We start from the raw sequence: 24,157 nt of genomic DNA, 5'->3' as shown, positions 1-24,157 counted from the left end.
TGTTATTAATTTGTTATTTGAAGTGAATCTTTTCTTTTAACTTTTTTCATCTTCTCTATTTTTAACCATACAAGAAGTGCAGTTAGATCAGCTTTGCTAACGCCTGGCAGTTGTGCAGCATGCCCAAGGCTTTTTGGCTGAGAAATTGTTAATTTCTCCCTAGCTTCTTTAGATAGTGTTTCTATATTATTGTAATTTAAATTTTTTGGTAATAACTTTTTGCTTTGCTGTTTTAATTGATTTATTTGAGCTTTTTGTCTTTCTAAATAACCACTATATTTAATATCTATCTCCACTCCTTCTTCAACATCTAAAGGAATACTTTGAGTTGTTAAATTAAACGTAATTAAATCTTTATAGTGAATATTTGTTCTTCTGAGAAAATTTGCTAAAGTTAATGATCCTTTTATAGGTGTTCCAGTTGAGGAATATATTTCCTTTGCAGACTTATCACTTTCTTTAATTCTTTCTTTCTCTAGTCTTTCTTTTTCTTGATTGATTAATTGTTGTTTAGCATTAAATATTTTCCATCTTCTTTCATCAATTAACCCTAATTGATAACCAAGAGGAGTTAATCTTCTATCTGCATTATCACCCCTTAGGATTAATCTATACTCACTTCTACTGGTTAACACTCTATATGGTTCTTTTAGATCCTTTGTAACTAAATCGTCAATCATAGTTCCTATATAACTACTTTCTCTTTCAAAAATAATTCCTTCTTTATTGTTTACTAACCTTGCAGCATTTAAGCCTGCTACTAAACCTTGAGCTGCAGCTTCTTCATACCCTGTAGTTCCATTTAATTGGCCTGCACTATATAAGCCACTTATTCTCTTTGTTTCTAGAGTTGCTTCTAATTGTGTGGCTGGTATGTAGTCATATTCAACTGCATAAGCAGGTCTAAGCATCACGCAATTTTGTAAGCCTGGAAGTGTCCTTAAAAGTTCTAATTGTAAGTTTTCGGGCAGTCCAGTTGAGAAACCTTGCACATACATTTCTGGAGTATCTCTACCTTCGGGTTCTAAGAAAATCTGGTGTGAATCTTTATCAGCAAAACGTACAATTTTATCTTCAATGGATGGACAATATCTGGGACCTTTACTATCAATAAAACCTCCATAAATAGGAGTTAAATGAAGATTATTTTTAATAAGTTGGTGAGTTTGTTTTGTTGTTCGAGTGATATGACAACTCATTTGTTCTCCACTTTTCCATGAAAGAGGATCAAAAGAAAAGAATTTATCTGAAGCATCGCTCAATTGCTCATCGAGGGAGTCAAGATCAATAGTTCGTCTATCGACGCGAGCAGGTGTTCCTGTTTTTAAACGATCAGTAGTAAAGCCTAATTTTTTTAATTCTTCAGTTAACCCCTCAGAGGCTTGCTCTCCTGCTCGACCTGCGCTCATAGATTGATTGCCAATCCAAATTCTGCCTCCTAAAAATGTGCCTGTTGTAAGTACAACTGCTTTTGCATGAAAAACGCTTCCAAAATAGGTTTTAATTCCCTTGATAAATCCAATTCTTTCTTGAATTTCTGGTGTTTTTTGGTCAATCTGATTGGGATAATGTTCAACTTCTAGCCCAGTAACCATTGCCTCTCTAATCTTTAAATTTGGCGTGTTTTGCAGAATTTTAAGCATTTCATGTGCATATGATCGCTTATCTGTTTGCGCTCTCAATGCTCTAACTGCAGGCCCTCTGCTTGCGTTAAGCACTCTTTTTTGAAGAGCCGTTAAATCAGCTAATTTTCCGATTATCCCTCCTAGCGCATCAACTTCATGAACTAATTGACTTTTAGCTGGTCCCCCCACTGCGGGATTACATGGCTGCCATGCGATTCGATCTAAATTGAGTGTAAATAAAGCTGTATTCAATCCTAATCTTGCTGAAGTCAGAGCTGCTTCGCAGCCTGCATGACCACCTCCTACAACAATTACGTCAAAACTTTCATTTGAAGATTGTTTAGTAATCATCAATTAAGCATTTAGGAAATAAATTTTCAAACAATTAAGCAGCAAGATTTCTAAATCTAGTGAATTGGGGTTCAAAAAGTAATTTAACTGTTCCAACGGGTCCATTCCGGTGTTTTGTCACGATAACTTCTGTAATTCCTCTATCAGTAGTTTCTGGATTGTAATACTCATCCCTATAAATCATTAGAACCAAGTCCGCATCCTGTTCTATTGAGCCAGATTCACGCAGATCGCTAAGCATTGGTCTTTTATTGGTTCTTGATTCAACTCCTCTACTTAATTGAGATAAAGCGATTACAGGCACTTTAAGTTCTCTTGCCATACCCTTAAGGCCTCTAGTAATCCTTGAGATTTCTTGAACTCGATTATCTGGAGAAGTACCTTCCATTAGTTGAAGATAATCAATCACAATTAGTCCCAGTTCTTTACCTTGTTCAGCAATTAGGCGACGACATAAGGACCTCATCTCAAGAACACTGGAATTTGGTTTGTCATCAATGAAGATTGGTAATTGACCAAGCGTATTAATACCTTGACCAAGTAATGGCCATTCATCTTGTTGCAAACGTCCCGTTCTTAATCGACTGCTCTCAATACCTACCTCGCTTGATAGCAATCTGTAAGTTAGTTGCTCTTTACTCATCTCAAGACTGAATACACAAACAGGTAGGTCATGAAGTTGCGCAACGTTTTTCGCCAAATTAAGAACAATTGAAGTTTTTCCCATTGCTGGTCTTCCTGCAACAATTATTAGATCGCTCCGCTGCAGTCCTTGTGTCATTGCATCCAGATCGTAAAAATTAACTGGTATGCCTGCTACTGATGTACCAAGTGATCTACTCTCTATTTCATTGAAAGTACTTGTCAAAATTTCTGCTGTGGGTGTTAGACCTTTGGATGGTTGCTCTTGGCTAATAGCAAAGATCTTCTGTTCAGCTTGATCAATAGCTTCTTCCATGGGAAGACTTTGATCAAAGCCTAATTTGATTACATCATTTCCAGATTTAATTAATTGTCTACGCAGAAATTTATCGCTAATTAATTTAGCAACTTGTTCGATTGATGCTGTAGATGTAACCCGCTCAACAAGTTCAACTAATCTGTTGTTGCCTCCAACTTTTTCTAAAGAATTTGTATCCGCAAGCCAAGCGCTCATTGCTGTTAAATCTGTAGGCTTGCCCTGGCTATGAAGCATTAATGCAGTTCTATATATTTCTCGATGAGCAGATATGTAAAAAGCTTCAACTTGTAGCAAATCAGCTATACGTCCTATCGCATCAGGATCCAATAAAATTCCACCAAGAACAGATTCTTCTGCTTCTAAATTTTGTGGTGGTATTTGGTCAGGTTGAGCTTCAAAACGAGGCTTCTCAATCTTGGAATTATTAAAAGCTCCAAAATCTCTACCTTGCTTTGAAAAATCCCCGTTATTTGAAGAGGGGGTGCTTATCATTTATCGCTTTTTGGACAAGGACACCTACTTTGGCTTGTTCAGGCAAAGATGCAACTATTAGTAACTTGTAACTTCAAGGTTTATTTCAGCATTTACTTCGTTATGAAGCTTAATTTGCACTTTATATTTACCAACTCCATGTATTTCAGGGATAGATATGTCTCTACGATCTATGTCTTTTTTAGTAGCTTCTTTTACAACTTCTGCTACATCTCCATTTGTTACTGTTCCAAATAAGACTCCATCCTCACCGACTTGTTTTTTGACGGTAAATCTGCCAATCGTTGTCAGAGCTGTTTGGAAATCAATAGCCTCTTGCTTTTTAGCTGCTTCTTTTTCTGCTTGTTTTGCTCTTCTGTGCTCAACTTGTTTTAAAACAGTTGGAGTAACTGGTAACGCTTTTTTGTTGGGTAATAAGAAGTTTCTTGCAAAACCTGGAGCAACCTCAACAAGATCACCATCATTACCAAGACTTTTTATGTCTTCATTCAGAACTACTTGAACTCTCTTAGCCATGGATCGAAAATGAATAAATGCTATTTAATATTGATATTTATATTACGACGCGACAGGGAGTCTAATTTTTTTAGCTAAGCCAATTGCTTTCAAAAAACGTATGTGTTGCCAAGTTAGATCTATTTGTTTGCGTTGAAGGCCATGCTTTGCTGAATTAGGGAAAGCATGATGATTATTGTGCCATCCTTCACCAAATGTAAGTGCTGCTACCCATTTATTATTTTTTGAATTATCCCCACTCTCATACGCAATAGTTCCCCAACAATGAGTTGCTGAATTAACTAGCCAAGTTATGTGATAAACAAAAACGAGTCTTAGAGGTATTCCCCATAGGACCATTGCCCATCCTCCAACTCCAGCTGATTGTCCAATTAAATAAAGTGTTGCGCCTAAGGGTAGTTGCAAAAGTAAAAAATTTTTATTTAAGAACCGATAGTATGGATCTTTGATTAAATCTCCAGAAAGTCTTGGTACCGCTTTCATGGCAGGTACATCTTCAAACATCCATCCCATGTGACTCCACCAGAATCCCTTATTACTGTCATGATGATCAGCTTCAGTATCGGAAAAAGTATGATGATGCCTATGAAGACCGACCCAATCAATTGGTCCATGTTGGCAACTTAATGCTCCACAAGTTGCAAAAAATCTTTCAAGCCATTTTGGAACTTGAAAAGAACGATGTGAAAGAAGGCGATGATATCCTGTCGTTACTCCCAAGCAAGCAGTTACCCAATACAAGAAAATAAATCCAGAAAATGCAAGCCAGCTCCAAAATTGAGCTTGCAAAGTAAATATGGTTAAAGCATGTATTGTCAGCATGAATATGACTGTTCCCCATCTTTTTCTCGCCCTTTTATTCTGAATCCGCCTTGGTACATGGCCTTGAAGCTTCTTCGATGCAGCCATCGCTTTATCGGCAGCAACTGGTTTTTTTAATGGAGCCGAAGCTTCGATCAAACTTGAAACCATTAGTGATCTGTCTACGTTGTGTATATAATATACGATAAGGATCCTAATCAGGTCTATCTATCAATCTTGAATGTGATTTGTGACCTCTAGTTTTCGGGATCAATTAACTGCAGGCAGAAGGGCTATGGCTCATCTAGTGCATGTATGGCATGAGCGTAATGGCTGGTCTCATAAAGTTCTTCCTGCTTTGGCTGAAAGTTTGGATCTAGGTAGAGTTCATAGTTCCCAAATCTCAAATCTACGAAATGGAAAACTTGTATCTCCAAGTCCTGAAGTATTTTTTGCGTTGGGTAAGGTTAATCAAGTACTTTCGCGAGGGTTAGAAAATATAGAAAGTCAAATAGTTAACGTTCATCCTGAGCTGCTTAGATCGCTTCAAGAATCAGCTATTGCTGTTGACGGAAATGACAATAATCCACTTTCTGCTGGTGATTTTTTTGAGATTTTTGTTGGATTAGCGTCTTTGCCTTCCTCTTTTGATTGGTTCATTGAGGAGGCTGAGGCTCCTGAGCTTAGTGCTGCTTTGGCGGACTATTTATGTAAAGGAAGGTCTTGGAGAATGTGTAGAGAGCAAGTCATGTCAGCATATCCTGTAAGCAAAAAGCAACGAAGAGAAAGATTTGAAGCAGTTATGGCGGGTTTAAGGGATTACACAGCTGAGGAGCTTGATGGTGAATTATTAGATTTACACGCAACAAATAAATTGTTAAATACAACTAACTTGCAAGGTGCAGATGACTTTTTAGAAAATCTTCGCCAAAAAGGCTTATTACTTAAAGATCAAGAAAAATTAGAGATTATTTTTTCCGATTAATTGATTTAAAATTTATTGAAGCTTAAAAAACAATATGTTAAAAAATTCTGCTAAAAATTTTGTTGAAAATATAGAAAAGAAATTATATCTATCGATTAAAGAAAAGACTGATAGCATAACATTTAAGTTAGAAAAAGTATTAAAGGCTTTTTCTGATTCTCATCTAAATGTACAACATTTTGCATCTTTAACAGGTTATGGACATGGAGATTTAGGGAGAGACATAATTGATAAAATTTTTGCAAATGTTTTAGATGCTGAAAAAGCAGCGGTAAGGCTTCAGCTTGTCAGCGGAACTCATGCTATTACATCTTCTTTGTTTGGAGTCTTAAGGCCAGGTGATGGCTTATTATCTGTTACTGGAAGGCCTTATGAATCACTTGAAGAAGTTATTGGATTGCGGGGGAATGGTAAAGGATCCTTAATTGAGTTTGGTATTGCTTATGAAGAAATATCTTTGAAAGATGATGGAAATATAGACTTTTTAGCTTTGGAGAAAGCTTTAAAAATACCTAGAAAATTAATATTTATACAGCGTAGTTGCGGTTATACATGGCGCCCATCTTTGAGTATTGAGGTTATTAAAGAGATTTGTTATTTATGTCATAAAATCCAGCCTAATTGTATTTGTTTTGTTGATAATTGTTATGGAGAATTTGTCGAAACGAATGAACCAACGTCAGTAGGGGCAGATTTGATTGCAGGTTCTTTAATAAAAAATTTAGGTGGAACTATTGTTCCTACTGGTGGATATATTGCGGGGAAAGCTGATTTAGTTGATAAAGCATGTTGTCGCTTGACTGCTCCAGGCATTGGATCTGAGGGCGGTATTACTTTTGACTTAAATAGAACAATTTTACAAGGACTTTTTCTGGCGCCTCAAATGGTCTCAGAGGCATTAATAGGGGCTGAAATTATTTCCACTTCATTTAGCGAATTGGGATTTAAAGTATTGCCAACTCCTGCTTCTAAGCGAACTGATTTGATCCAAATAGTCAGAATCGGCGATCCAAAAATCTTACAAATTATTTGTAGGTCTTTTCAAGAAAAATCACCTATTGGATCTTTTCTCGATCCAATTCCTGCTCCAATGCCAGGGTATGAAAATAATTTAGTCATGGCTGGAGGAACTTTTGTAGATGGTAGTACGAGTGAATTTTCTGCTGATGCTCCTATGAAACCTCCATTTGATCTATTTATTCAAGGAGGATCTCATCGCGCTCATGTCAAAATTGCTTTGATTCATGCATTATCCAATTTATTTCAGGCAGGATTGATCAAATTACCCCAGAATGATTAAGCGTTTTTCGTTTTGACGCAATGGCTTTTTCCTTTCCAGATCATTTTCGTTTTGCTGACAGTCATGAATATGCTTTTGCAGATGATTCTTTAGTTCGAATTGGCATCAGTGAATTTGCAGTAGATCAGTTAGGAGACATTGTTTTTGTTGATCTTCCAGAGGAAGGCACTGCAATAGCCAAAGGAGAGAGCTTTGGATCAGTCGAATCAGTAAAGGCTGTTGAGGATATGTATGCTCCAGTGAGCGGAGAGATTGTTCATAGAAACAATTCTGTTTTAGCAAGCCCAGAGGAACTTCAAAATGATCCTCATGGCGAAGGATGGTTATTAATAATTCGTCCTGATAACCCTGCTCAACTAAAAGAGCTTATGGACTCTGAAACTTATTCAAAGAAAATCTCTGCATAAAATCCTGCTGAATAATTTTTTCTTACAACAAATTGGAAAATTTTTCTCTACACTGGCTCTCTCTCCAATAACTTAATTTGCTTGTGCTTGAGAACAAGCTCATGTCAAAAGCAGAATTAAAGGATTTCACTTTTAAGTCTCGCCATATAGGTCCAACTAACGAAGATGAAGCTTTAATGCTTCAACATCTTGGTTATGAGAATGCGGAAGAATTTATATCTTCTGTCATTCCCAATGAAATATTTGATTCAGAAAACAATGGTGTTTCTATCCCAGATGGGTGTGATCAAAATAAAGCGTTAACAGAAATCAATATAATTTCAAAGAAAAATGTTGAACATCGTTCGCTGATTGGTCTGGGTTATCATTCGACTGTTATACCTCCAGTTATACAAAGAAATGTTCTAGAAAATCCTAATTGGTATACAGCTTATACTCCTTATCAAGCAGAAATATCTCAAGGCAGATTAGAAGCTTTATTTAATTTTCAGACGTTAATAAGTGAATTAACAGGCTTACCCATATCAAATGCGTCTTTACTTGATGAAGCCACTGCGGCAGCTGAGGCAATTAGTTTGAGTTTGACTGTTAGAAAAAATAAAAATGCTAATAAGTTTTTAGTAGATCAAGAAATTTTGCCTCAAACACTTGATGTATTAAAAACCCGATGCGAACCGCTAGGCATTTCCCTTGAGATGTTTGATAACAATAATTTTGAAATCGATAAAAATGTTTTTGGAATTCTTATTCAGTTACCAGGAAAAAATGGTCGTATTTGGGACCCAACCAAAATAATTAATGACGCACATAAATGTAATGCAATTGTGACCATTGCAATTGATCCTTTAGCTCAAGTTTTGATTAAACCTATGGGCGAATTTGGTGCAGATATTGTAGTTGGAAGTGCACAAAGATTTGGAGTTCCAATTGCTTTTGGTGGACCACATGCCGCTTTTTTTGCAACTAAAGAAATATATAAAAGACAAATACCCGGAAGGATAGTTGGGCAATCAGTTGACGTAGAAGGAAATCAAGCATTGAGGCTTGCACTTCAAACTAGAGAGCAACATATTCGAAGAGATAAAGCAACAAGTAATATTTGCACAGCTCAAGTTTTACTAGCTGTTCTTTCTTCTTTTTATGCAGTACATCACGGCCCAAAAGGTCTTAAGCAAATAGCAGAAAATGTGGTCAAATATAGATCAAATTTTGAATCCATATTAATGAATTTAGAATACCCTATAGAAAAATATTCAGCATTTGACAGTGTTGATGTTTATTGTTCAGAAGCATCGGAAGTTATTCAGCTAGCGTCTGAAGAAGGATATAACTTAAGAGTTCTTCCTATCGGATCAGATTTTGAAAATGCTAAGGGTTTTGGTGTGACTTTTGATGAATTAACATGTGATGAAGAAATTTATAAATTGCATCAAATACTTGCACAAGTTAAAGGAAAAAAAACTCATGATCTTTCCAATTTTATTTTTGAGAATGCTTCACTAATTGATATTCCACTCCGAGAAAAATCTTGGCTTGAACAATCGGTATTTAATCAATATCAAAGTGAGACTGATTTAATGAGATACATACATTGCTTAGTATCGAAAGATTTTTCTTTAGTTCAAGGAATGATTCCTCTTGGGAGTTGCACAATGAAATTGAATGCAGCTGCGGAACTTTTACCCATTGAATGGAGAGAGTTTTCCTCTATTCATCCTTTTGCTCCTCATACTCAATTAACTGGATTCCACGAAATAATTAACGACCTTGAAAATTGGCTGTCTGCTTTAACAGGCTTTCAGGGAGTTTCTCTTCAGCCAAATGCAGGTTCTCAAGGAGAATTTGCTGGTTTGCTTGTAATACGTTCATGGCATCAGTCTCTGGGAGAGGGCCATAGGAATATTTGCTTGATTCCAACAAGTGCTCACGGTACCAATCCAGCTAGTGCGGTAATGTCTGGCTTTAAAGTTGTTTCTGTTAAATGTGATGAATATGGCAATGTTGATTTAGAAGACTTAAAGAATAAATCAAAAATTCATTCAAAGAATTTGGCTGCATTGATGGTTACCTACCCATCAACTCATGGAGTATTTGAGCCAAATATCCGTGAAATGTGCCAAGTCATTCATCAAGAGGGTGGTCAGGTCTATTTGGATGGAGCAAATTTGAATGCTCAGGTAGGTATTTGCAGGCCTGGATCTTATGGAATAGATGTGTGCCATTTAAATCTTCATAAAACTTTTTCCATTCCTCATGGTGGAGGCGGCCCCGGAGTAGGTCCTATAGCTGTAGCAGATCATTTGGTTCCTTATCTGCCTGGACATTCAATTATCAAGTGCGGAGGCCAAAAGGCTATTTCGGCAGTATCTGCAGCTCCATTTGGTAGCGCTGGAATATTGCCCATCAGTTGGATGTACATCCGAATGATGGGTAGCGATGGGTTACGCAAAGCGAGTTCTATAGCAATTCTCTCTGCTAATTATTTAGCAAAAAGACTTGATCCTTATTATCCAGTTTTATTTAAAGATCCCAATGGGCTAGTAGCTCATGAATGCATATTAGATTTACGACCATTAAAGAGTCAGTTAGGCATAGAAGTAGAGGATGTTGCCAAGAGATTGATGGATTATGGATTTCATGCACCAACAATAAGTTGGCCTGTTGCTGGAACTTTGATGGTTGAACCAACAGAGAGTGAAAGTTTGCCTGAATTAGATCGTTTTTGTGACGCGATGATAGGAATACGAGAAGAAATTGAACAAATAAAATTAGGAAAGATTGATCCAATAAATAATCCTTTAAAACAATCTCCACATACTTTAAAAACAGTTACCTCGGATGATTGGGATAGACCTTATTCTCGTAAAGAAGCTGCTTATCCATTGCCTGATCAAGAAAAATATAAATTTTGGCCATCAGTTTCACGTATTAATAATGCTTATGGAGACAGGAATTTGATTTGTAGTTGTCCTTCAGTTCAAGATTTAGAAGATATTAATTCTGTTTGAAGACTGGTTAAAACTTATTTTCTTAGTTAAGTTTCAATCGAAAACCAAATTATTGGTTATTTTTGGGTTGTTTTGCAATTTTTTCTTTTAATCTTTGCCTCAGCCTTAAATTATATGGGGACTAAATGAACAAAAAGACATCTTTTGATCTTCCAGATCAAATGAATAAAAAGGATGATTTGTCCTTGCCTTCTTTTTCTAATTGCGTTGAATCTGTTTTAACTAAAGGAGAACTTTTACAAGTTGCTGGCACGAATGTCGTTCGAGTCCCATTTGGGGTTCGTCAGCCTAAGAAACAAAGGCCAGCAAAACTTTCTCCATGGGCGACGTTGGTATTACCAATGCAATCATTTGATTCTCCCACTCCACCTCCTCATGCTGCGTAAAAACTAAGCAGCAATATTTGATCGTTTTTTGTCTAGCACGTCTTCGTAATAACTTTTCAATTGTTTTGTAGCGCCTGCCCATCCCCATCTCTCAGCTTCTGAACGAGCTGCTTTTCTCATAGATGTGCGTTCTATTTCGTTGCCCAATAATTTTTTTGTAGCTTCAATTAAACTTAAAGCCCCATCATTTTCTCCATCAGGATTGTATAAACATCCATTTTCGCCATCTGAAATTATATCTGGTATTCCACCTTTATTCGCTCCTACGACTGGGCATCCAGCAGCCATTGCCTCCAACAGAACTAATCCCAGGGTCTCTGTGCTTGAGGGGAATAAAAAGGCATCACCGGATGCATAAGCACTTGCTAGTTCATTCCCACTTAAATATCCCACAAAGGTAGTTGAAGTTCCTTGGAAAATTTTTTCTAATTGTTGTCTATATGGGCCATCTCCAACAAGAGCTAGTCGAGTGCTTGGAAGTGCTTCAAGTACAGGTTTAATTCTTTCAATTTGTTTTTCTGCTGAGAGTCTTCCCACATATATCAATAGAGATCCTTCATCGCTAAAACTTCCTAACAGACGCTTTCTCATTTCTTCGTCTCTGAGTTCTGGTTTGAAAATATCTGTATCCACTCCTCTTTGCCATAAAGCGGTATTTTGAATTCCTTTTTCTGAGAGTTCTTGCACCATTGCAGTGGAAGTACACAGATTTAGAGTTGCTTGATTATGAGCCGCTTTTAACAATTCCCATAAAAGCGGCTCTAACATTCCCATTCCATAGTGTTCTAAATACTTTGGTAAATGAGTGTGGTAACTGGCTACAAGGGGGATATTGTTTGTTTTGGCTAGCCAAATACCACCCAATCCAAGCACCGCAGGGTTGACGACATGTATTAAGTCAGGTTTAAAGTTTTCTAATTCATCTGAAACACCTGGGCCAGGGAGTCCTAGCTTGAGTTCTGGATATAAAGGTAATGGCATCGCAGGGACACCTACAACTTTTGCACCCATATAGCTTGATGGACAGCCTTCTGGACAAAAAACGGTTACTTCATCACCAGATGCAACTAGATTTTGAATTGTTTTAGTTAAACGAGTGACTATTCCATCAACTTTGGGTAGGAAAGTTTCTGTAAAGAAAGCTATTTTCACTGAGCGTGTCTTTTCAAGATTTTGTACTAGTTAGGTTTAGGATTTATGGATTGCTTTTGCTTGGGTTGATGTCCATGCAGATACACAAGGTATTCGTTTTAAATCACAGCGATTGGAGAATTTTTTCGCGACATTAACCACTTCTTCTAAAAGTCCATTATCGAGAGTTGTCGGATCTAATCCAAGCTCAATAAAACATCGATTATCAACTATCAAATCATTTTCAACCGCTTCGTTTCTTGGGTTTGGCAGATAATTAATTTTTGCTCCAGTGAGAGAGGCTACTTTTTTAGCTAATTCCCCAACTTGGTGACTTTCCGTCATTTGGTTGAAAATTTTCACCCTTTCACCTTTCTCAGGAGGGTTCTCGAGTGCCAATTGAACACATTTTACTGAATCTTGAATATGTATAAAAGCTCTTGTTTGTCCACCAGTACCATGAACAGTTAATGGGTATCCAATGGCCGCCTGCATTAAAAATCGATTTAACACTGTTCCATAATCACCGTCATAGTCAAATCTATTAGTCAATCTTGGGTCACGACTTGTGACATCAGTATTCGTTCCCCATACGATTCCTTGATGAAGATCAGTGATTCTGATCTGGTCATTTTTGTTGTAGTAAAGAAAGAGCAATTGATCAAGCGTTTTTGTCATGTGATAAACGCTGCCAGGACTTGCTGGATGAAGGATTTCTTCTTCAAAACGACTGCCATCTGGTTGGGGTACTTCCACTTTTAAGTAACCTTCAGGAATGGTCGCGCCTCTATGAGATCCATAGCCATAAACTCCCATTGTCCCAAGATGAACAATGTGAATATCTAATTGAGATTCAACAATTGCGGCAAGGAGATTATGAGTACCATTGACATTGTTATCAACTGTATATCTCTTGGTTGCGCTGCTTTTCATGGAATATGGAGCAGCACGTTGTTCAGCAAAATGAATTATTGAATCCGGCTTTTCCTCGATCAACAGATCTAAAAGCTTTTGATATTCAGAGGCAAGGTCTAAATGAATAAATTGAATAGGTTTTCCGCCTATCTCAGACCAAGCTTGAATCCTTTCTCCAATACTTGTAATTGGAGTTAAGGATTCAACTTCAAGGTCTATATCGATTTTTCGACGACTCAGATTATCCACGATGAATACATCATGACCTTTATCAGCAAGATTTACTGCACAAGGCCATCCGCAGAAGCCGTCACCACCAAGAACGAAAACTTTCACTCTAAACTCCAAAAGACAGAGCAAACACTCATATTATTCAAGCTACTATAAGGGTTTCACTTGATTGTTAAAGAATATGCGATAAGCCCAATTACAAGGATAACTCCAGCAAGGGTCAAAAGCCAAGAACCTTTGTTGCCACTGCTTTCTTTTGTAAGTATTTCAATTCTTGGCTCATCCGCAAAAACGTTAAGCCTGCCTTGACTTTCTCTAGTGACTGCCATGTCTTTTTGTTTATTAGCCTATTACGTTACTAATTTTTAACGAATTTCTCTAATTATTTGATATAACTCCATCTAGTGGAGAGCTTGGACTAGCAAGAGGGTTCTCTTTCAGTCTTCCAGATAGATAGCCATCCCTGCCTGCCTCGGTAGCCTTAGAGAAGGCTTGAGCCATAAGAATTGGGTTTTCAGCTAAAGCAATAGCACTATTTATTAGAACCCCATCAGCACCCATTTCTAATGCTTGCGCTGCTTCACTTGGAACTCCAATGCCTGCATCAATAATTATTGGGATTCGAGATTCTGCGATAATCATCGCAATGTTTGCAGCATTTCTTATTCCTTGAGCAGATCCAATGGGGGAACCAAGAGGCATAACGGTTGCACATCCAATTTCTTCAAGCTGTTTTGCAATTAATGGATCAGAATTTATATATGGAAGAACAGTAAATCCTTCTTTAACTAATTGTTCGGCTGCTTTTAAGGTTCCAATTGGGTCGGGTAATAAATATTTTTTGTCAGGAATAACCTCTAATTTGACAAAATTATTAGTCTCTTGACCTGCTAACTTTGCTAATTCTCTGCCAAGTCTTGCTATTCGAATAGCTTCTTCGGCATTTGAGCATCCTGCAGTGTTTGGCAGCATCCATATTCTTTTCCAGTCTATTGATTCCATTAATCCTTTATGTCCATGTTCTAGCCCTTGAACTCTTCTAACTGCGACAGTAACTATTTCACATTTTGTATTTATTAGGCTTTTTTGCATGACTTCTAAGGATGAGTATTTGCCAGTTCCAACAAGAAGTCGACTTTTGAACTCTTTATTTCCTATTTTTAGAAATTTATTTGTTTTTTGCATGGGTCAAACATGATGGATTAATAATGATTTAGAAGCCTTTTTTATTCGATAATTGATCTTTATCTTTTCCAACTATACGCTCAAGTCTTTTAATTTGAGAGATCGCAGTTTTATTATTAGGATCTAACTTTAAAACCTCTTTATAATTTTTATAAGCTTCATCTTCTTTGAGCAACCGTTGATAAGCAAAACCGAGATTATTTAGCGCTACTGGATATTCAGATTTTGCTGTTAATGCTTTTTTGTAATGAATTACTGCTGATTTAAAGTCATTTTGAGCAGCGAGTGCAAAGCCTAATGCATTTTCTATTAGTGCTTTAGCTTCTTCTGGCTCGCCATCAAGTTTCTTTAAGGCCTGTTTTAAGGTTGATGTAGCTTGAGGATATAATCTTTTCTTTAATTGAACAGATGCCAATTCATACATTTTTGCTGAATTTTCTTTTGTATTTGAATCTTCTTTTTCTAATTTGATTAGCTTCATTTCATCTTTTCTTACTTTATAAAGTTGTCTTCCTACTAAAATAGCAATAATTACTAAAAGCAAACACAGTCCTATTAAATAAGTTTGAGGAAGATTAACTATCATCAACTAAAACTCAAATAAAAAATTTGTTAACTGTATAGTAATTATTTATTATTATCATTTTCTTGATTTTTGGAATTTCTTCTGTATTTTTTTATCTTAATTAATTATTCATTCATAACTTTAAATAAGTAAAAAAAGATGAAACATATTTAACTTTTTGAATTAACTGCAACGTTTGTGAATGTTTTAGGATCTATAACTGCTAATTGAGCCAGCATTTTTCTGTTAATTCTTATATCTGCTTTCTTTAAGCCACCCATGAACTTGCTGTAACTTAATCCATTTAATCTTGCTGCTGCATTGATTCTTGCAATCCAAAGTCTCCTGAAATCACGTTTTCTTCTTCTTCTGTCTCTATATGCGTTACAAAGGGCTTTCATTACTCTTTGATTTGCGGTTCGGAAAAGAGTTCCATTACCCCCTCTAAATCCTCTCGCTAAGCGAAGGATTTTGTTTCTACGTTTTCTAGCAACATTACCTCTTTTAACGCGTGCCATAATTAATAATCAGAAATCAAGAAATTGAACTAATAAACGTTTTGAGAAGACTTAAGCATAGGGAAGCATAAGCCTTACGTTCTCCGCATCACGTTCGTCTACGACTGCTTTTGTTTTAAGGTGCCTTTTTAATTTAGGACTCTTATGGTCGAGTAAGTGATTGTGAAAAGCACGACGTCTCATGAACTTGCCAGTGCCTGTTGCTTTGAACCGCTTTGCAGCAGCTTTGCGGGTCTTGAGCTTTGGCATTGATAAAGCATAGTTAGTCTATAAGAATACGTCCTTGAGCCCACTTAAGCCAACCCGAAATTATTAAATTCTCATGGAAGAAGATTTTTGTTTTGATTAAAAGTTATTTAAAGGCTCAAAAGAGTTTTTTTGTTTTTGGTTTACTTTTCTTGATTGGTTTGCCTTATTCAAATCAAGTAAGTATTGCGTCTCCTCGCAAAGTTAAGTTTTTTGAAACTCATCAGTCGCCTCCTGAGACGCCTTTAATTAGTTCAGGAAAAAATGTTCTGCTTGTTGGGATCAAGCCATATTTAGGAAAGGAAATCATCAATGATCAAAAATCTCCATCTTTGAGGCTTGTAAGTATTGGTAGAAACTTGATTCTGAAAGATGCTAATGGAGTCATAAGAAAGGCTAAAGAAATTAATATTGGTTGGCGAGCACAACAATTATTAAATCCAAAAGTATTTGTTCGAAACAAAATTGGTCCTTTTGCAAGTTTCGAGTCTGCTGAAAGATTGGCAAATGATTTAAAAGATAAAGGTATTGAATCAACTATTGCGCATCCCTTGGATTGGGAGGTTTGGGTATCAGGCGACATCGAGATTCCTCCAGCCATAAAGTCGACTTATCAAAAAATAAAAGTTTCAAAGTTTGTTTTTCCTTATCTTGATGGAAATGATGGAAAGATTGCCCTCAAAGGTCCTATCTCTTTGCAAGCTCCTGATGGGTTGCGCTGGGAGAAGGGGATATACTTAGGTCCATTTTCGATCCAGCCAGATGCATATGGAAGTTGGACTCTGGTTGAGCATGTTCCGATTGAGAGATATTTAAACGGAGTCGTTCCTTATGAAATCGGCGCCAGTTCACCTGAAGCAGCACTAGCAGCGCAGGCGGTACTAGCTAGAACATGGGCTATGGCCAATACCCATAGATTCAAAGTTGATGGATACAATCTTTGTAGTGATACCCAATGTCAGGTTTATAAGGATCCATCTAAAGCCAATTTGAAAATTGCAACAGCTATAAAAAAAACAACTGGCAAAATTCTCACTTGGAATAAAAAGCCAATAAACACTGTTTATCACGCAACTAATGGTGGAGTAATGGCCTCGGTCGATGAAGCATGGTCAATTAATCAAGTTCCCTATTTGCAAATGCGCTTGGATGGTCCAAAGCACTGGGCTGGTTCGGTTGATTTACCTCTATCAAATGAGAAAAATTTGAAATCTTTTTTATTTTCCAAGTCTGAGGCTTTTGGCTCTGATCATCCACTTTTTAGATGGGAACGAACGATAGAGTCTTCTCAGATATCTAAACAGCTCAAAAAAGCTCAAAAAGTTGGCAGTTCTTTTTATCCATATAAAATTGAAGTTTTAAGGAGAGGAAGTAGTGGGAGAGTCACTTCGTTAAAAATTGAAGGGAAGTCTGGTTCTAAAATTTTGCTTAAACTTGATGACATTCGACGTGTTCTTGGAGAATTACCAAGCACATTATTCGTTGTTAAAGAAATTAAAGAAGGTAAATGGCTGTTTTCTGGTGGAGGTTTTGGCCATGGAGCAGGAATGTCTCAGTCTGGGGCTATAGAGTTAGCAAAAAAAGGATGGACTACCAAGCAAATTCTTGCTCATTATTATCCGAAAACTAAATATGGATTTTTGCCTTAGTGATGAAAGCCTCTTAGAGTCACTTGTTGATAAAAGGATTACTCCATGGCTTTAGCCAAAATCAGTGGAGAAAACCGACGCATTAAATCAATATTGTTTTTGATTTGCTGCGCTTTGGCAGGAATTTTTCCTCATCTTATGGCGCCTAGCAAGAATTTATTCCCTTCAATTACTTTGGCTGTCTTGCTGGGTGGGTATGGGTTAAGAGTTGTTTTACGAGATCGCAGGGACAATTATCAATTGCAAAACGAGTATCTAATTAAGGAAGAAAAATTTGTTGAGACTCTTCCCAAAGTAGATGTGTTGGTGGCAGCACGTGATGAAGAAAATGTAATAGAGCGATTAGTTTCACGACTTTTATCAATTGAATATCCAGAGGAGAAGATTTCTTTATGGATAATTGATGATGGAAGTCAAGATCGAACACCTGATTTATTAAAAAAATTACGTACAAGCTTTTCTAGAATTAATGTTTTAAGTCGTCCATTGATGAGTGGTGGTGGAAAATCAGGAGCTCTGAATTCTGTATTGAATAAAACTGATGGAGAGTGGTTATTTATTCTTGATGCTGATGCACAACTACAGAGCAATGTATTACTTAGAGCAATAGCTCTTGCTTTGCATGGTGGATGGTCTGCTGTGCAGTTAAGAAAATCAGTTGTAAATTGTGAGTTAAATCAAATTGCTTCATATCAAGCAATGGAGATGGCAATGGATGCCGTTATTCAAAGGGGCAGACTTGCTAGTGGGGGTGTTTCGGAGTTAAGAGGTAATGGACAATTAATTAATAGAAAAGTTCTTGAATGTTGTGGAGGCTTTAATGAACAAACTATCACTGACGATTTAGATCTAAGTTTCCGGTTTTTATTAACCCGATCGCCAATAGTAATAATGTGGGATCCACCTATTCAAGAGGAAGCAGTGGAATCATTGTCGGCTTTATTCCGACAAAGAAAAAGATGGGCCGAGGGAGGTTTGCAAAGATTTTTTGATTACTGGCCCTTATTGATCTCAAATCGACTTTCAAAATTTAAAAAAATAGATTTATCTTGCTTTTTCTTATTGCAATATGTTTTACCGGTTGTATCACTTATAGATTTGATTGTATCAATTATTTTATTTGAAACGCCACTTTATTGGCCACTATCAATAGTTGCATTTGGTATATCTAGTTTAGCTTTTTGGAAAGGATGTTCTCAAAATAGCGAAGGTCCAAGATTACCATCACCTAATTTTATTAATATACTAGGAGCCACAATTTACCTTGCACATTGGTTTATTGTTATACCGTTTATAGTAGTTAAGATGTCACTATTTCGTAAGACGTTGATTTGGGAAAAAACTGATCATATTGGTTCTTGAGGAAGTTATTTTATTCATTCAAGATTCACAATTTCTCCATTAAAGAAGTCTGCGAATTGCTTAGCTTTTTGATCAATAGAATTTACCTTTAAATTATTTTTTGACTCTATTTTCTCCTCTTTAACAATATTTTTATTTGGCTCTCTATCAACTTTAATTTGATTTTTTGGTTCTATTTTTTGAAGATTATTTTCAACTTTATTATGATTTGAAAAGTTATCTTTTTGTTGTATTAATAGAACTTTAGTTGACGATCCTATCGCTTTATAAAAAGCATCTTCAATCAGATTTTTTCGACTTTGAATCATATTTATCCATTTTTCAGAAATTGCTATTTCAGCAGAATCTGAACTCAGATTGATTAATTTAGCTTGTTGTGAAAGTAGCATCTTTGTTGAAGGAAGCTCTAACATAGCTATAACTTTTTTCCAAATATCATCAAGATTTAAAGTTGGACTAGTTTTTGTTTCGTCTAGAAAAGCTGTTGTTTTAATTTGTTCTTTCTCTGTATTAGGGACTATGCTGTTTGATGTATTATTTGTATTTTCAGATTCAGAGTTATCTGATATTTTGGTTTTAACTAAGGATTGTTTGATGTTATTATTTTCTTTGGAAACTTCATCGGAAAGCATTCCAAGTAGATGAATTTCTAGCCATAAGTTTGGTTGATTACTGTTTCTTATATTACTTTCTGATCCTTTTAACTTGGCCTGTAGGTTGAGTATTTGATCAAGATTACTAGATGTTGCTAAGAAGTTTAAACTTTCACTATGCTCTTGGGAAATATTACATAAATTTGTTGGTTTATTTGTGACTTTTGTTACAACTAGATCTCTTAATATAGATGCTATTCCTTGTAAAATTGCAATTGGCTCCTTCCCTTTATTTATTAGGCTATTACAAATATTCAGAATAGAATTCGGATCTTTAGTTATTAAAGACTTTGCTAATATAATTAATTCTTCTTCTGGTATAGCTCCTATTAAATTAATTATGTTTAATTGAGTTATTGGCGGAGGAAGTAAACTGACTTGATCAAGTAAACTTTCCGCATCTCTCAACCCTCCTTGGGAGTGTTTGGCAATTAATGATATTGCTTCTTCGTTGATTTGAATTTCCTCTTTTTTAGCAATATTGATTAAATGACTCTCTAAATCATGCAGAGCTATTCTTCTAAAATCAAACCGCATGCATCTACTAAGAATTGTAGGTAAAACGCGTTGAGGATCAGTTGTCGCAAGAATAAATACGACTTGACGGGGAGGTTCTTCTAACGTTTTTAAAAGTGCATTAAAGGCTGCGGTTGAAAGCATATGGCATTCATCTATGACATAAACTTTCCAGCGAGCTTTTGCAGGAGCAAATCTAGACCTTTCTATTAATTCACGAATATTTTCAACACCTGTATTCGAAGCTGCATCAATTTCAATTACATCCAATGCATTGCCAGAGCTAATTCCCTTACAGAGTTCACATTGCCCGCAAGGCGTGGTTGTAGCTTTTTCACTTTTTAAACAATTTAAAGACTTTGCGAAAATGCGCGCGCTTGATGTTTTACCTGTTCCTCGAGGTCCAGAAAAAATATATGCAGGGGCAATTCGATCACTAATTAATGCCTGTTTTAATGTTGACTTGATTGGATCTTGCCCAACTAGTTCGTCAAAGCTTGTTGGGCGATATTTATGATGTAATGGCTCATAAGTCGTTATCATTTCAATTAAAAATATGAATGAATTTGATCTTGAGTTATTTGATCATATTCATAATCTATAGTCATTCATCAAATATTTGACTAATTTAATTTTTTCAAAGTTTATAATTTTTTTATTACACTAATTAAATTTAATAAAGGTATTCATAGTTTATTCTTTCTAGGCAGATTCCTTAACGATTCTTTTTTCATTTGATAAGAGAGGAACAACTTTTCCACCAGTACTTTCATCAACCATTTTTTTTGTAACGTTGAAATTTTTAATTTTAGTTTGAGATGGAAGACTATACATTAGATCTAGCATGATTTCTTCAACAATTCCTCGCAAAGCTCTAGCTCCGGTTTTTCTTTTATAAGCTTCTTGCGCAATTGCCTCAACAGCATCCTCGTCAAATGAGAGTTCTACATTATCCATACTTAATAAAGTTCTAAATTGCTTTACTAAAGCATCTCTTGGTTCCGTGAGAATGGACTCAAGTGCTTTAGCATTTAGCGGTTCTAATATTGCACTGACAGGCATTCTTCCAATAAATTCGGGAATCAGACCATATTTCACTAGGTCGTCGGGCTCAAGGTCATTAATTAGATCTGCACCAACACGATCTCTATTAGATTTTGTTCTTGTTCTGTTTTCATTTTGTATGAAACCAATTGAATTTTTTCCAAGTCTTTTTTCCACTACGTCATCTAAGCCAACAAATGCTCCACCACATATAAAGAGTATTTGGCTCGTATCAATTTGAATAGAGTCACCGTAAGGATGCTTTCTTCCTCCCTGAGGAGGAACGTTGGCAACAGTACCCTCGAGCATTTTTAGAAGAGCTTGTTGCACCCCTTCTCCAGAGACATCTCGAGTAATGGATGGGTTTTCACTTTTTCTAGCAATTTTGTCAATTTCATCAATGTAAATAATTCCTCTTTGTGCTAAATCCACGTCCATATCTGCTTTCTGTAGGAGACGTAAAAGAATGTTTTCTACATCCTCTCCAACATATCCAGCTTCAGTAAGAGTTGTTGCATCAGCAACAGCAAATGGAACATCAAGCATTTCAGCTAATGTTTGGGCAAGTAATGTCTTTCCGCATCCAGTTGGTCCAATTAATAAAATATTAGATTTTTGTAATTTTGTTGCCGTTAAATCAGTCTCGCCAGACCCGTCACCTTTCCAAGCAAGTCTCTTGTAGTGATTGTAGACAGCTACCGATAAGATTTTTTTTGCTGGTTCTTGCCCAACTACTTGAGCATCTAAAAACTTTTTAATTTCAATTGGCTTGGGGATGGATGCCAAGGTTGGAGCTGGTTTAGCTGTCGTTGTGGCAGCTTTAGCTTTACGGCTTTGTTCATGACCATTTCTTTGATGGGTTGGATTATCAATCAGTTCTTCATCTAAAATTTCGTTGCATAAGTCGATACATTCATCGCATATGTAAACTCCTGGACCAGCAATGAGTTTCCTCACTTGATCTTGGGCTTTGCCACAAAAGGAGCATTTAAGATGGGCCTCAAATTTTGCCATCGAGCTCTAAAAAAAAACAGGTTAGATAGACCGATAATGAATTTTGTTCAGTCTCAATTAATAGGATCATTGAGGATTGATGTCTTGTCAGCCTTCCTTAATGATTCATATGGAGTTGAGATTAGAAACCACTTTGTCGATCAGGCCATATTCAACCGCTTCTTGGGGAGAAAGAAAGTGGTCTCGATCAGTGTCTTCTGAAATTTTTTGAATATTTTGTCCAGTATGCTCAGCCAAAAGTGAATTAAGAGTCTCTTTTAAATAGAGAATTTCTTTGGCTTGAATTTCAATTTCGACAGCTTGACCTTGAGCTCCACCAAGAGGTTGATGAATCATTATTCTCGAATTTGGCAATGCAAGTCTTTTCCCTTTTGTTCCTCCAGAGAGAAGAAAAGCACCCATGCTTGCTGCAAGCCCGTAGCAAATTGTTATGACATCCGGACTAACTTGCTGCATGGTGTCGTAAATAGCCAGGCCCGCAGTTACTGACCCTCCAGGAGAGTTCACGTACAGCTGAATATCTTTTTCTGGATCATCAGCTTCTAAAAAAAGCATTTGAGCTACTAATGCATCAGCAACTTGATCATTTACATCAGTTCCTAGAAAGATGATTCTTTCACGAAGTAACCGAGAGTAAATATCAAATGCCCTATCACCTTGACCTGATTGTTCGATTACTGTTGGTAACACTCCCGGTCCTGAAAATAGAGAGGAGTTATTCCATAAACTATTAATGGGGTGATTTTGTCTTGCTTCAATCAACTTGAATTTTAAATAGCTAATACTACTAATCTATGCGTAGAAACTAGGATTTGGGTGTTTTAGAACTTTTCTTTTCTTTATTTGTTTTTGTTGTTTTCTTTTTAGAGCTTTTCTCCTTGATTTGATCCCTAGCTTTTTCTGGGGTTTTTTCTACAACAGTATTATTTTCTTCAAGCCAAGCAAACAATTTTTCTTGCAATAAATCATCAGTAATAGCTTCTTTAAGACGTTCTGCGTCGATATTTTTTTCGTTTGAAAGTTTGATATCAGCTTCTACTTGTTCAAGTTTTGAGTTGATTTCTTTGTCTGAAACTTCAATTTTTTCCGACTTAGCTAAAGCCTGTAGAGCAAATTTTTGACGAAGCTTTTTCTCTGCTTCGCCTTTTGAAGACTCCATGAGTGATTTCACAAGCTCTGGAGTAAACATTGATTTGACATCAATGCCCTGTTGAGCAAAATTTTGAGCTGTTTGTTCAACAATTGTTCGAACTTCCTGGTCAATAAGACTTTTCGGTAGATCAACTTCAAGTTCTTTGACCAAAACATCTAGAAGTGAGTCTTGACGAGTTTTCGCTTGTTTTCTGTCATTGTCCTCTTTGAGTCTCTTTTCAAGATCTGCGCGTAAGTCAGACATATTTTCTTTGTCACTTGCTTGCTTAGCAAACTCGTCATTGAGTTCAGGTAATTCCTTGATTTTTAAATCTTCCAAACTGACATTGAATTCAGCTTTTCTGCCTTTGGCTTCTTCTTGATGATAATCCTTGGGAAACTCACATTTCAATGTTTTTTCATCGTTGATATTCATTCCAATCACTCCCTCAATAAAACCAGGGATCATTCTGCCTTGCTCGAGTTCTATTTCTATTGAATCTGCACTTCCCCCTTCAATTTCGCTTCCATCATCTGAGAAACTTCCTTTAAAGCTGACTAAGGCAATATCTCCTTTTTGTGCGGCACGATCACTAACTGGGACTTTAGTTGCTAGTTGAGCTCGGGATTGCTCAATCAGTTCATCAACTTTTTTGGGATCAAATATTAGATTTTCTACTTCAGCAGTTAGACCAGATGATTTTTTTAAAGTTGGGATAGGTGTTATGTCAGTTTCAAGTTTCAATATTAGAGTTTTTTCAGGGTTAAAATTCTCCAAAATAGTCTCAAAGCCATCTTCTAGTTCAGGCTCACACAAAGGTTCTATTCCTTCTTGATCTAAGGTTTCTGTCCATACTTTTTGCAATAGTGATTCCAGTGCAGAGGCCTGTATTCTTTTGACTCCAAGTTGCTGGATTACTACTGTTTTTGGGACTTTACCTTTGCGAAAGCCTGGGATTGAGATAGATCTGCTGAGTTTGCTTAAGGCTTCGTCGTAACTATTTTTGCATCGATTTGCGGGCACTTCTACCTCTACAGCAATTCTGCTATTGGGTTTTGCACTGGTTTTTACGTTTAATTTTGCAGCACTCATTGAAACGGAATTCTCAAATTTGGTTAGCGTAAGAAAGCGTTAAGTCACTTCCAAAGCTATTGTGGCCTAAAA

22 protein-coding genes are annotated in these 24,157 nt (G+C 36.5%); 7 read left to right on the top strand and 15 right to left on the bottom strand.

The genetic code is table 11. From position 1 onward, the window contains the following. Positions 1–5 precede the first annotated feature (5 nt). From mnmG to PMN2A_RS09640, 4 genes are read right to left on the bottom strand one after another with little or no spacing between them, the layout of a single operon-like run. Positions 6–1,976 (bottom strand): tRNA uridine-5-carboxymethylaminomethyl(34) synthesis enzyme MnmG, encoded by a 1,971-nt coding sequence (gene mnmG / locus PMN2A_RS09655; protein WP_011295618.1) that lies wholly within the window; start codon positions 1,974–1,976, stop codon positions 6–8. 34 nt (positions 1,977–2,010) lie between these two features. Beyond that, positions 2,011–3,429, bottom strand: a complete 1,419-nt coding sequence (gene dnaB, locus PMN2A_RS09650; RefSeq protein ID WP_011295617.1) for a replicative DNA helicase — start codon at positions 3,427–3,429, stop codon at positions 2,011–2,013. A 57-nt stretch (positions 3,430–3,486) separates the two neighbouring features. Beyond that, positions 3,487–3,945: a 50S ribosomal protein L9 gene (gene rplI / locus PMN2A_RS09645; RefSeq protein ID WP_011295616.1), complete on the bottom strand. Its 459-nt coding sequence runs from the start codon at positions 3,943–3,945 to the stop codon at positions 3,487–3,489. Positions 3,946–3,987: 42 nt separating this feature from the next. Further along, on the bottom strand, positions 3,988–4,917 hold the full coding sequence (locus tag PMN2A_RS09640) for an acyl-CoA desaturase (protein ID WP_011295615.1): 930 nt from the start codon (positions 4,915–4,917) through the stop codon (positions 3,988–3,990). 79 nt (positions 4,918–4,996) lie between these two features. Here PMN2A_RS09640 and PMN2A_RS09635 point away from each other — a divergent pair, with 79 nt between their 5' ends. From PMN2A_RS09635 to PMN2A_RS09615, 5 genes are all read left to right on the top strand, one after another. Beyond that, on the top strand, positions 4,997–5,731 hold the full coding sequence (locus tag PMN2A_RS09635) for a hypothetical protein (protein ID WP_011295614.1): 735 nt from the start codon (positions 4,997–4,999) through the stop codon (positions 5,729–5,731). A 34-nt stretch (positions 5,732–5,765) separates the two neighbouring features. Beyond that, positions 5,766–7,031: an aminotransferase class I/II-fold pyridoxal phosphate-dependent enzyme gene (locus PMN2A_RS09630; RefSeq protein ID WP_011295613.1), complete on the top strand. Its 1,266-nt coding sequence runs from the start codon at positions 5,766–5,768 to the stop codon at positions 7,029–7,031. A 20-nt stretch (positions 7,032–7,051) separates the two neighbouring features. After that, positions 7,052–7,438, top strand: a complete 387-nt coding sequence (gene gcvH / locus PMN2A_RS09625; RefSeq protein WP_011295612.1) for a glycine cleavage system protein GcvH — start codon at positions 7,052–7,054, stop codon at positions 7,436–7,438. Positions 7,439–7,539: 101 nt separating this feature from the next. After that, positions 7,540–10,446 (top strand): aminomethyl-transferring glycine dehydrogenase, encoded by a 2,907-nt coding sequence (gene gcvP / locus PMN2A_RS09620; protein WP_011295611.1) that lies wholly within the window; start codon positions 7,540–7,542, stop codon positions 10,444–10,446. A gap of 125 nt (positions 10,447–10,571) precedes the next feature. Beyond that, positions 10,572–10,832 (top strand): hypothetical protein, encoded by a 261-nt coding sequence (locus PMN2A_RS09615; RefSeq protein ID WP_011295610.1) that lies wholly within the window; start codon positions 10,572–10,574, stop codon positions 10,830–10,832. Positions 10,833–10,835: 3 nt separating this feature from the next. On the opposite strand, the gene PMN2A_RS09610 is transcribed toward PMN2A_RS09615, so the two are convergent. The 7 genes from PMN2A_RS09610 to rpmI all read right to left on the bottom strand — a co-directional run bounded on the left by PMN2A_RS09610 (position 10,836) and on the right by rpmI (position 15,626). Continuing rightward, positions 10,836–11,984, bottom strand: a complete 1,149-nt coding sequence (locus PMN2A_RS09610; RefSeq protein WP_011295609.1) for a glycosyltransferase family 4 protein — start codon at positions 11,982–11,984, stop codon at positions 10,836–10,838. A gap of 36 nt (positions 11,985–12,020) precedes the next feature. After that, the gene (locus tag PMN2A_RS09605; protein ID WP_011295608.1) at positions 12,021–13,214 is read right to left on the bottom strand and encodes an NAD-dependent epimerase/dehydratase family protein; all 1,194 of its coding nucleotides are present in this window, start codon (positions 13,212–13,214) and stop codon (positions 12,021–12,023) included. Positions 13,215–13,270: 56 nt separating this feature from the next. Beyond that, a complete protein-coding gene (locus PMN2A_RS09600; RefSeq protein WP_011295607.1) occupies positions 13,271–13,438 on the bottom strand; it encodes a hypothetical protein in 168 nt (55 codons plus the stop codon). A 49-nt stretch (positions 13,439–13,487) separates the two neighbouring features. Beyond that, positions 13,488–14,294: a thiazole synthase gene (locus tag PMN2A_RS09595; protein ID WP_011295606.1), complete on the bottom strand. Its 807-nt coding sequence runs from the start codon at positions 14,292–14,294 to the stop codon at positions 13,488–13,490. A 28-nt stretch (positions 14,295–14,322) separates the two neighbouring features. After that, complete coding sequence (locus PMN2A_RS09590; protein ID WP_011295605.1) at positions 14,323–14,880, bottom strand: tetratricopeptide repeat protein; 558 nt, start codon at positions 14,878–14,880, stop codon at positions 14,323–14,325. A 149-nt stretch (positions 14,881–15,029) separates the two neighbouring features. After that, on the bottom strand, positions 15,030–15,377 hold the full coding sequence (rplT, locus tag PMN2A_RS09585; protein ID WP_011295604.1) for a 50S ribosomal protein L20: 348 nt from the start codon (positions 15,375–15,377) through the stop codon (positions 15,030–15,032). Positions 15,378–15,428: 51 nt separating this feature from the next. Then, complete coding sequence (gene rpmI, locus PMN2A_RS09580) at positions 15,429–15,626, bottom strand: 50S ribosomal protein L35 (protein WP_011295603.1); 198 nt, start codon at positions 15,624–15,626, stop codon at positions 15,429–15,431. Between the two features lie 92 nt (positions 15,627–15,718). On the opposite strand from rpmI, the gene PMN2A_RS09575 reads away from it, so the two are divergent. Both PMN2A_RS09575 and PMN2A_RS09570 read left to right on the top strand, forming a co-directional pair. Next, complete coding sequence (locus PMN2A_RS09575; protein WP_011295602.1) at positions 15,719–17,272, top strand: SpoIID/LytB domain-containing protein; 1,554 nt, start codon at positions 15,719–15,721, stop codon at positions 17,270–17,272. A gap of 45 nt (positions 17,273–17,317) precedes the next feature. Beyond that, entirely contained in the window at positions 17,318–18,634 is a 1,317-nt protein-coding gene (locus PMN2A_RS09570) for a glycosyltransferase (protein WP_011295601.1), read from the top strand. Between the two features lie 14 nt (positions 18,635–18,648). Here the strand turns inward: PMN2A_RS09570 and PMN2A_RS09565 are convergent, their stop codons facing one another. The 4 genes from PMN2A_RS09565 to tig form a co-directional block, all read right to left on the bottom strand. After that, a complete protein-coding gene (locus PMN2A_RS09565; protein ID WP_011295600.1) occupies positions 18,649–20,346 on the bottom strand; it encodes a DNA polymerase III subunit gamma/tau in 1,698 nt (565 codons plus the stop codon). Between the two features lie 159 nt (positions 20,347–20,505). Next, positions 20,506–21,861 carry an ATP-dependent protease ATP-binding subunit ClpX gene (gene clpX / locus PMN2A_RS09560; protein ID WP_011295599.1) on the bottom strand — a complete coding sequence of 452 codons (1,356 nt, stop codon included), beginning with the start codon at positions 21,859–21,861 and terminating at the stop codon, positions 20,506–20,508. A 105-nt stretch (positions 21,862–21,966) separates the two neighbouring features. After that, positions 21,967–22,623 (bottom strand): ATP-dependent Clp endopeptidase proteolytic subunit ClpP, encoded by a 657-nt coding sequence (clpP, locus tag PMN2A_RS09555; protein ID WP_041711084.1) that lies wholly within the window; start codon positions 22,621–22,623, stop codon positions 21,967–21,969. A gap of 43 nt (positions 22,624–22,666) precedes the next feature. Next, complete coding sequence (gene tig / locus PMN2A_RS09550; RefSeq protein WP_011295597.1) at positions 22,667–24,085, bottom strand: trigger factor; 1,419 nt, start codon at positions 24,083–24,085, stop codon at positions 22,667–22,669. Positions 24,086–24,157: the final 72 nt, after the last annotated feature.

The sequence above is a fragment of the Prochlorococcus marinus str. NATL2A genome, assembly GCF_000012465.1.
Taxonomy (GTDB): domain Bacteria; phylum Cyanobacteriota; class Cyanobacteriia; order PCC-6307; family Cyanobiaceae; genus Prochlorococcus_B; species Prochlorococcus_B marinus_B.
This window is presented reverse-complemented; position numbering and strand designations above follow the sequence as displayed.

What these genes read in the sequence shown, in the direction of transcription:
- PMN2A_RS09595 (WP_011295606.1), bottom strand. Translation starts at nt 14,294, where the DNA reads ATGCAAAAAACAAATAAATTTCTAAAAATAGGAAATAAAGAGTTCAAA.
- gcvH (WP_011295612.1), top strand. Translation starts at nt 7,052, where the DNA reads ATGGCTTTTTCCTTTCCAGATCATTTTCGTTTTGCTGACAGTCATGAA.
- tig (WP_011295597.1), bottom strand. Translation starts at nt 24,085, where the DNA reads ATGAGTGCTGCAAAATTAAACGTAAAAACCAGTGCAAAACCCAATAGC.
- PMN2A_RS09630 (WP_011295613.1), top strand. Translation starts at nt 5,766, where the DNA reads ATGTTAAAAAATTCTGCTAAAAATTTTGTTGAAAATATAGAAAAGAAA.
- PMN2A_RS09565 (WP_011295600.1), bottom strand. Translation starts at nt 20,346, where the DNA reads ATGATAACGACTTATGAGCCATTACATCATAAATATCGCCCAACAAGC.
- rplI (WP_011295616.1), bottom strand. Translation starts at nt 3,945, where the DNA reads ATGGCTAAGAGAGTTCAAGTAGTTCTGAATGAAGACATAAAAAGTCTT.
- PMN2A_RS09640 (WP_011295615.1), bottom strand. Translation starts at nt 4,917, where the DNA reads ATGGTTTCAAGTTTGATCGAAGCTTCGGCTCCATTAAAAAAACCAGTT.
- PMN2A_RS09590 (WP_011295605.1), bottom strand. Translation starts at nt 14,880, where the DNA reads ATGATAGTTAATCTTCCTCAAACTTATTTAATAGGACTGTGTTTGCTT.
- dnaB (WP_011295617.1), bottom strand. Translation starts at nt 3,429, where the DNA reads ATGATAAGCACCCCCTCTTCAAATAACGGGGATTTTTCAAAGCAAGGT.
- gcvP (WP_011295611.1), top strand. Translation starts at nt 7,540, where the DNA reads ATGTCAAAAGCAGAATTAAAGGATTTCACTTTTAAGTCTCGCCATATA.
- mnmG (WP_011295618.1), bottom strand. Translation starts at nt 1,976, where the DNA reads ATGATTACTAAACAATCTTCAAATGAAAGTTTTGACGTAATTGTTGTA.
- rpmI (WP_011295603.1), bottom strand. Translation starts at nt 15,626, where the DNA reads ATGCCAAAGCTCAAGACCCGCAAAGCTGCTGCAAAGCGGTTCAAAGCA.
- PMN2A_RS09615 (WP_011295610.1), top strand. Translation starts at nt 10,572, where the DNA reads ATGAACAAAAAGACATCTTTTGATCTTCCAGATCAAATGAATAAAAAG.
- PMN2A_RS09570 (WP_011295601.1), top strand. Translation starts at nt 17,318, where the DNA reads ATGGCTTTAGCCAAAATCAGTGGAGAAAACCGACGCATTAAATCAATA.
- PMN2A_RS09600 (WP_011295607.1), bottom strand. Translation starts at nt 13,438, where the DNA reads ATGGCAGTCACTAGAGAAAGTCAAGGCAGGCTTAACGTTTTTGCGGAT.
- clpX (WP_011295599.1), bottom strand. Translation starts at nt 21,861, where the DNA reads ATGGCAAAATTTGAGGCCCATCTTAAATGCTCCTTTTGTGGCAAAGCC.
- rplT (WP_011295604.1), bottom strand. Translation starts at nt 15,377, where the DNA reads ATGGCACGCGTTAAAAGAGGTAATGTTGCTAGAAAACGTAGAAACAAA.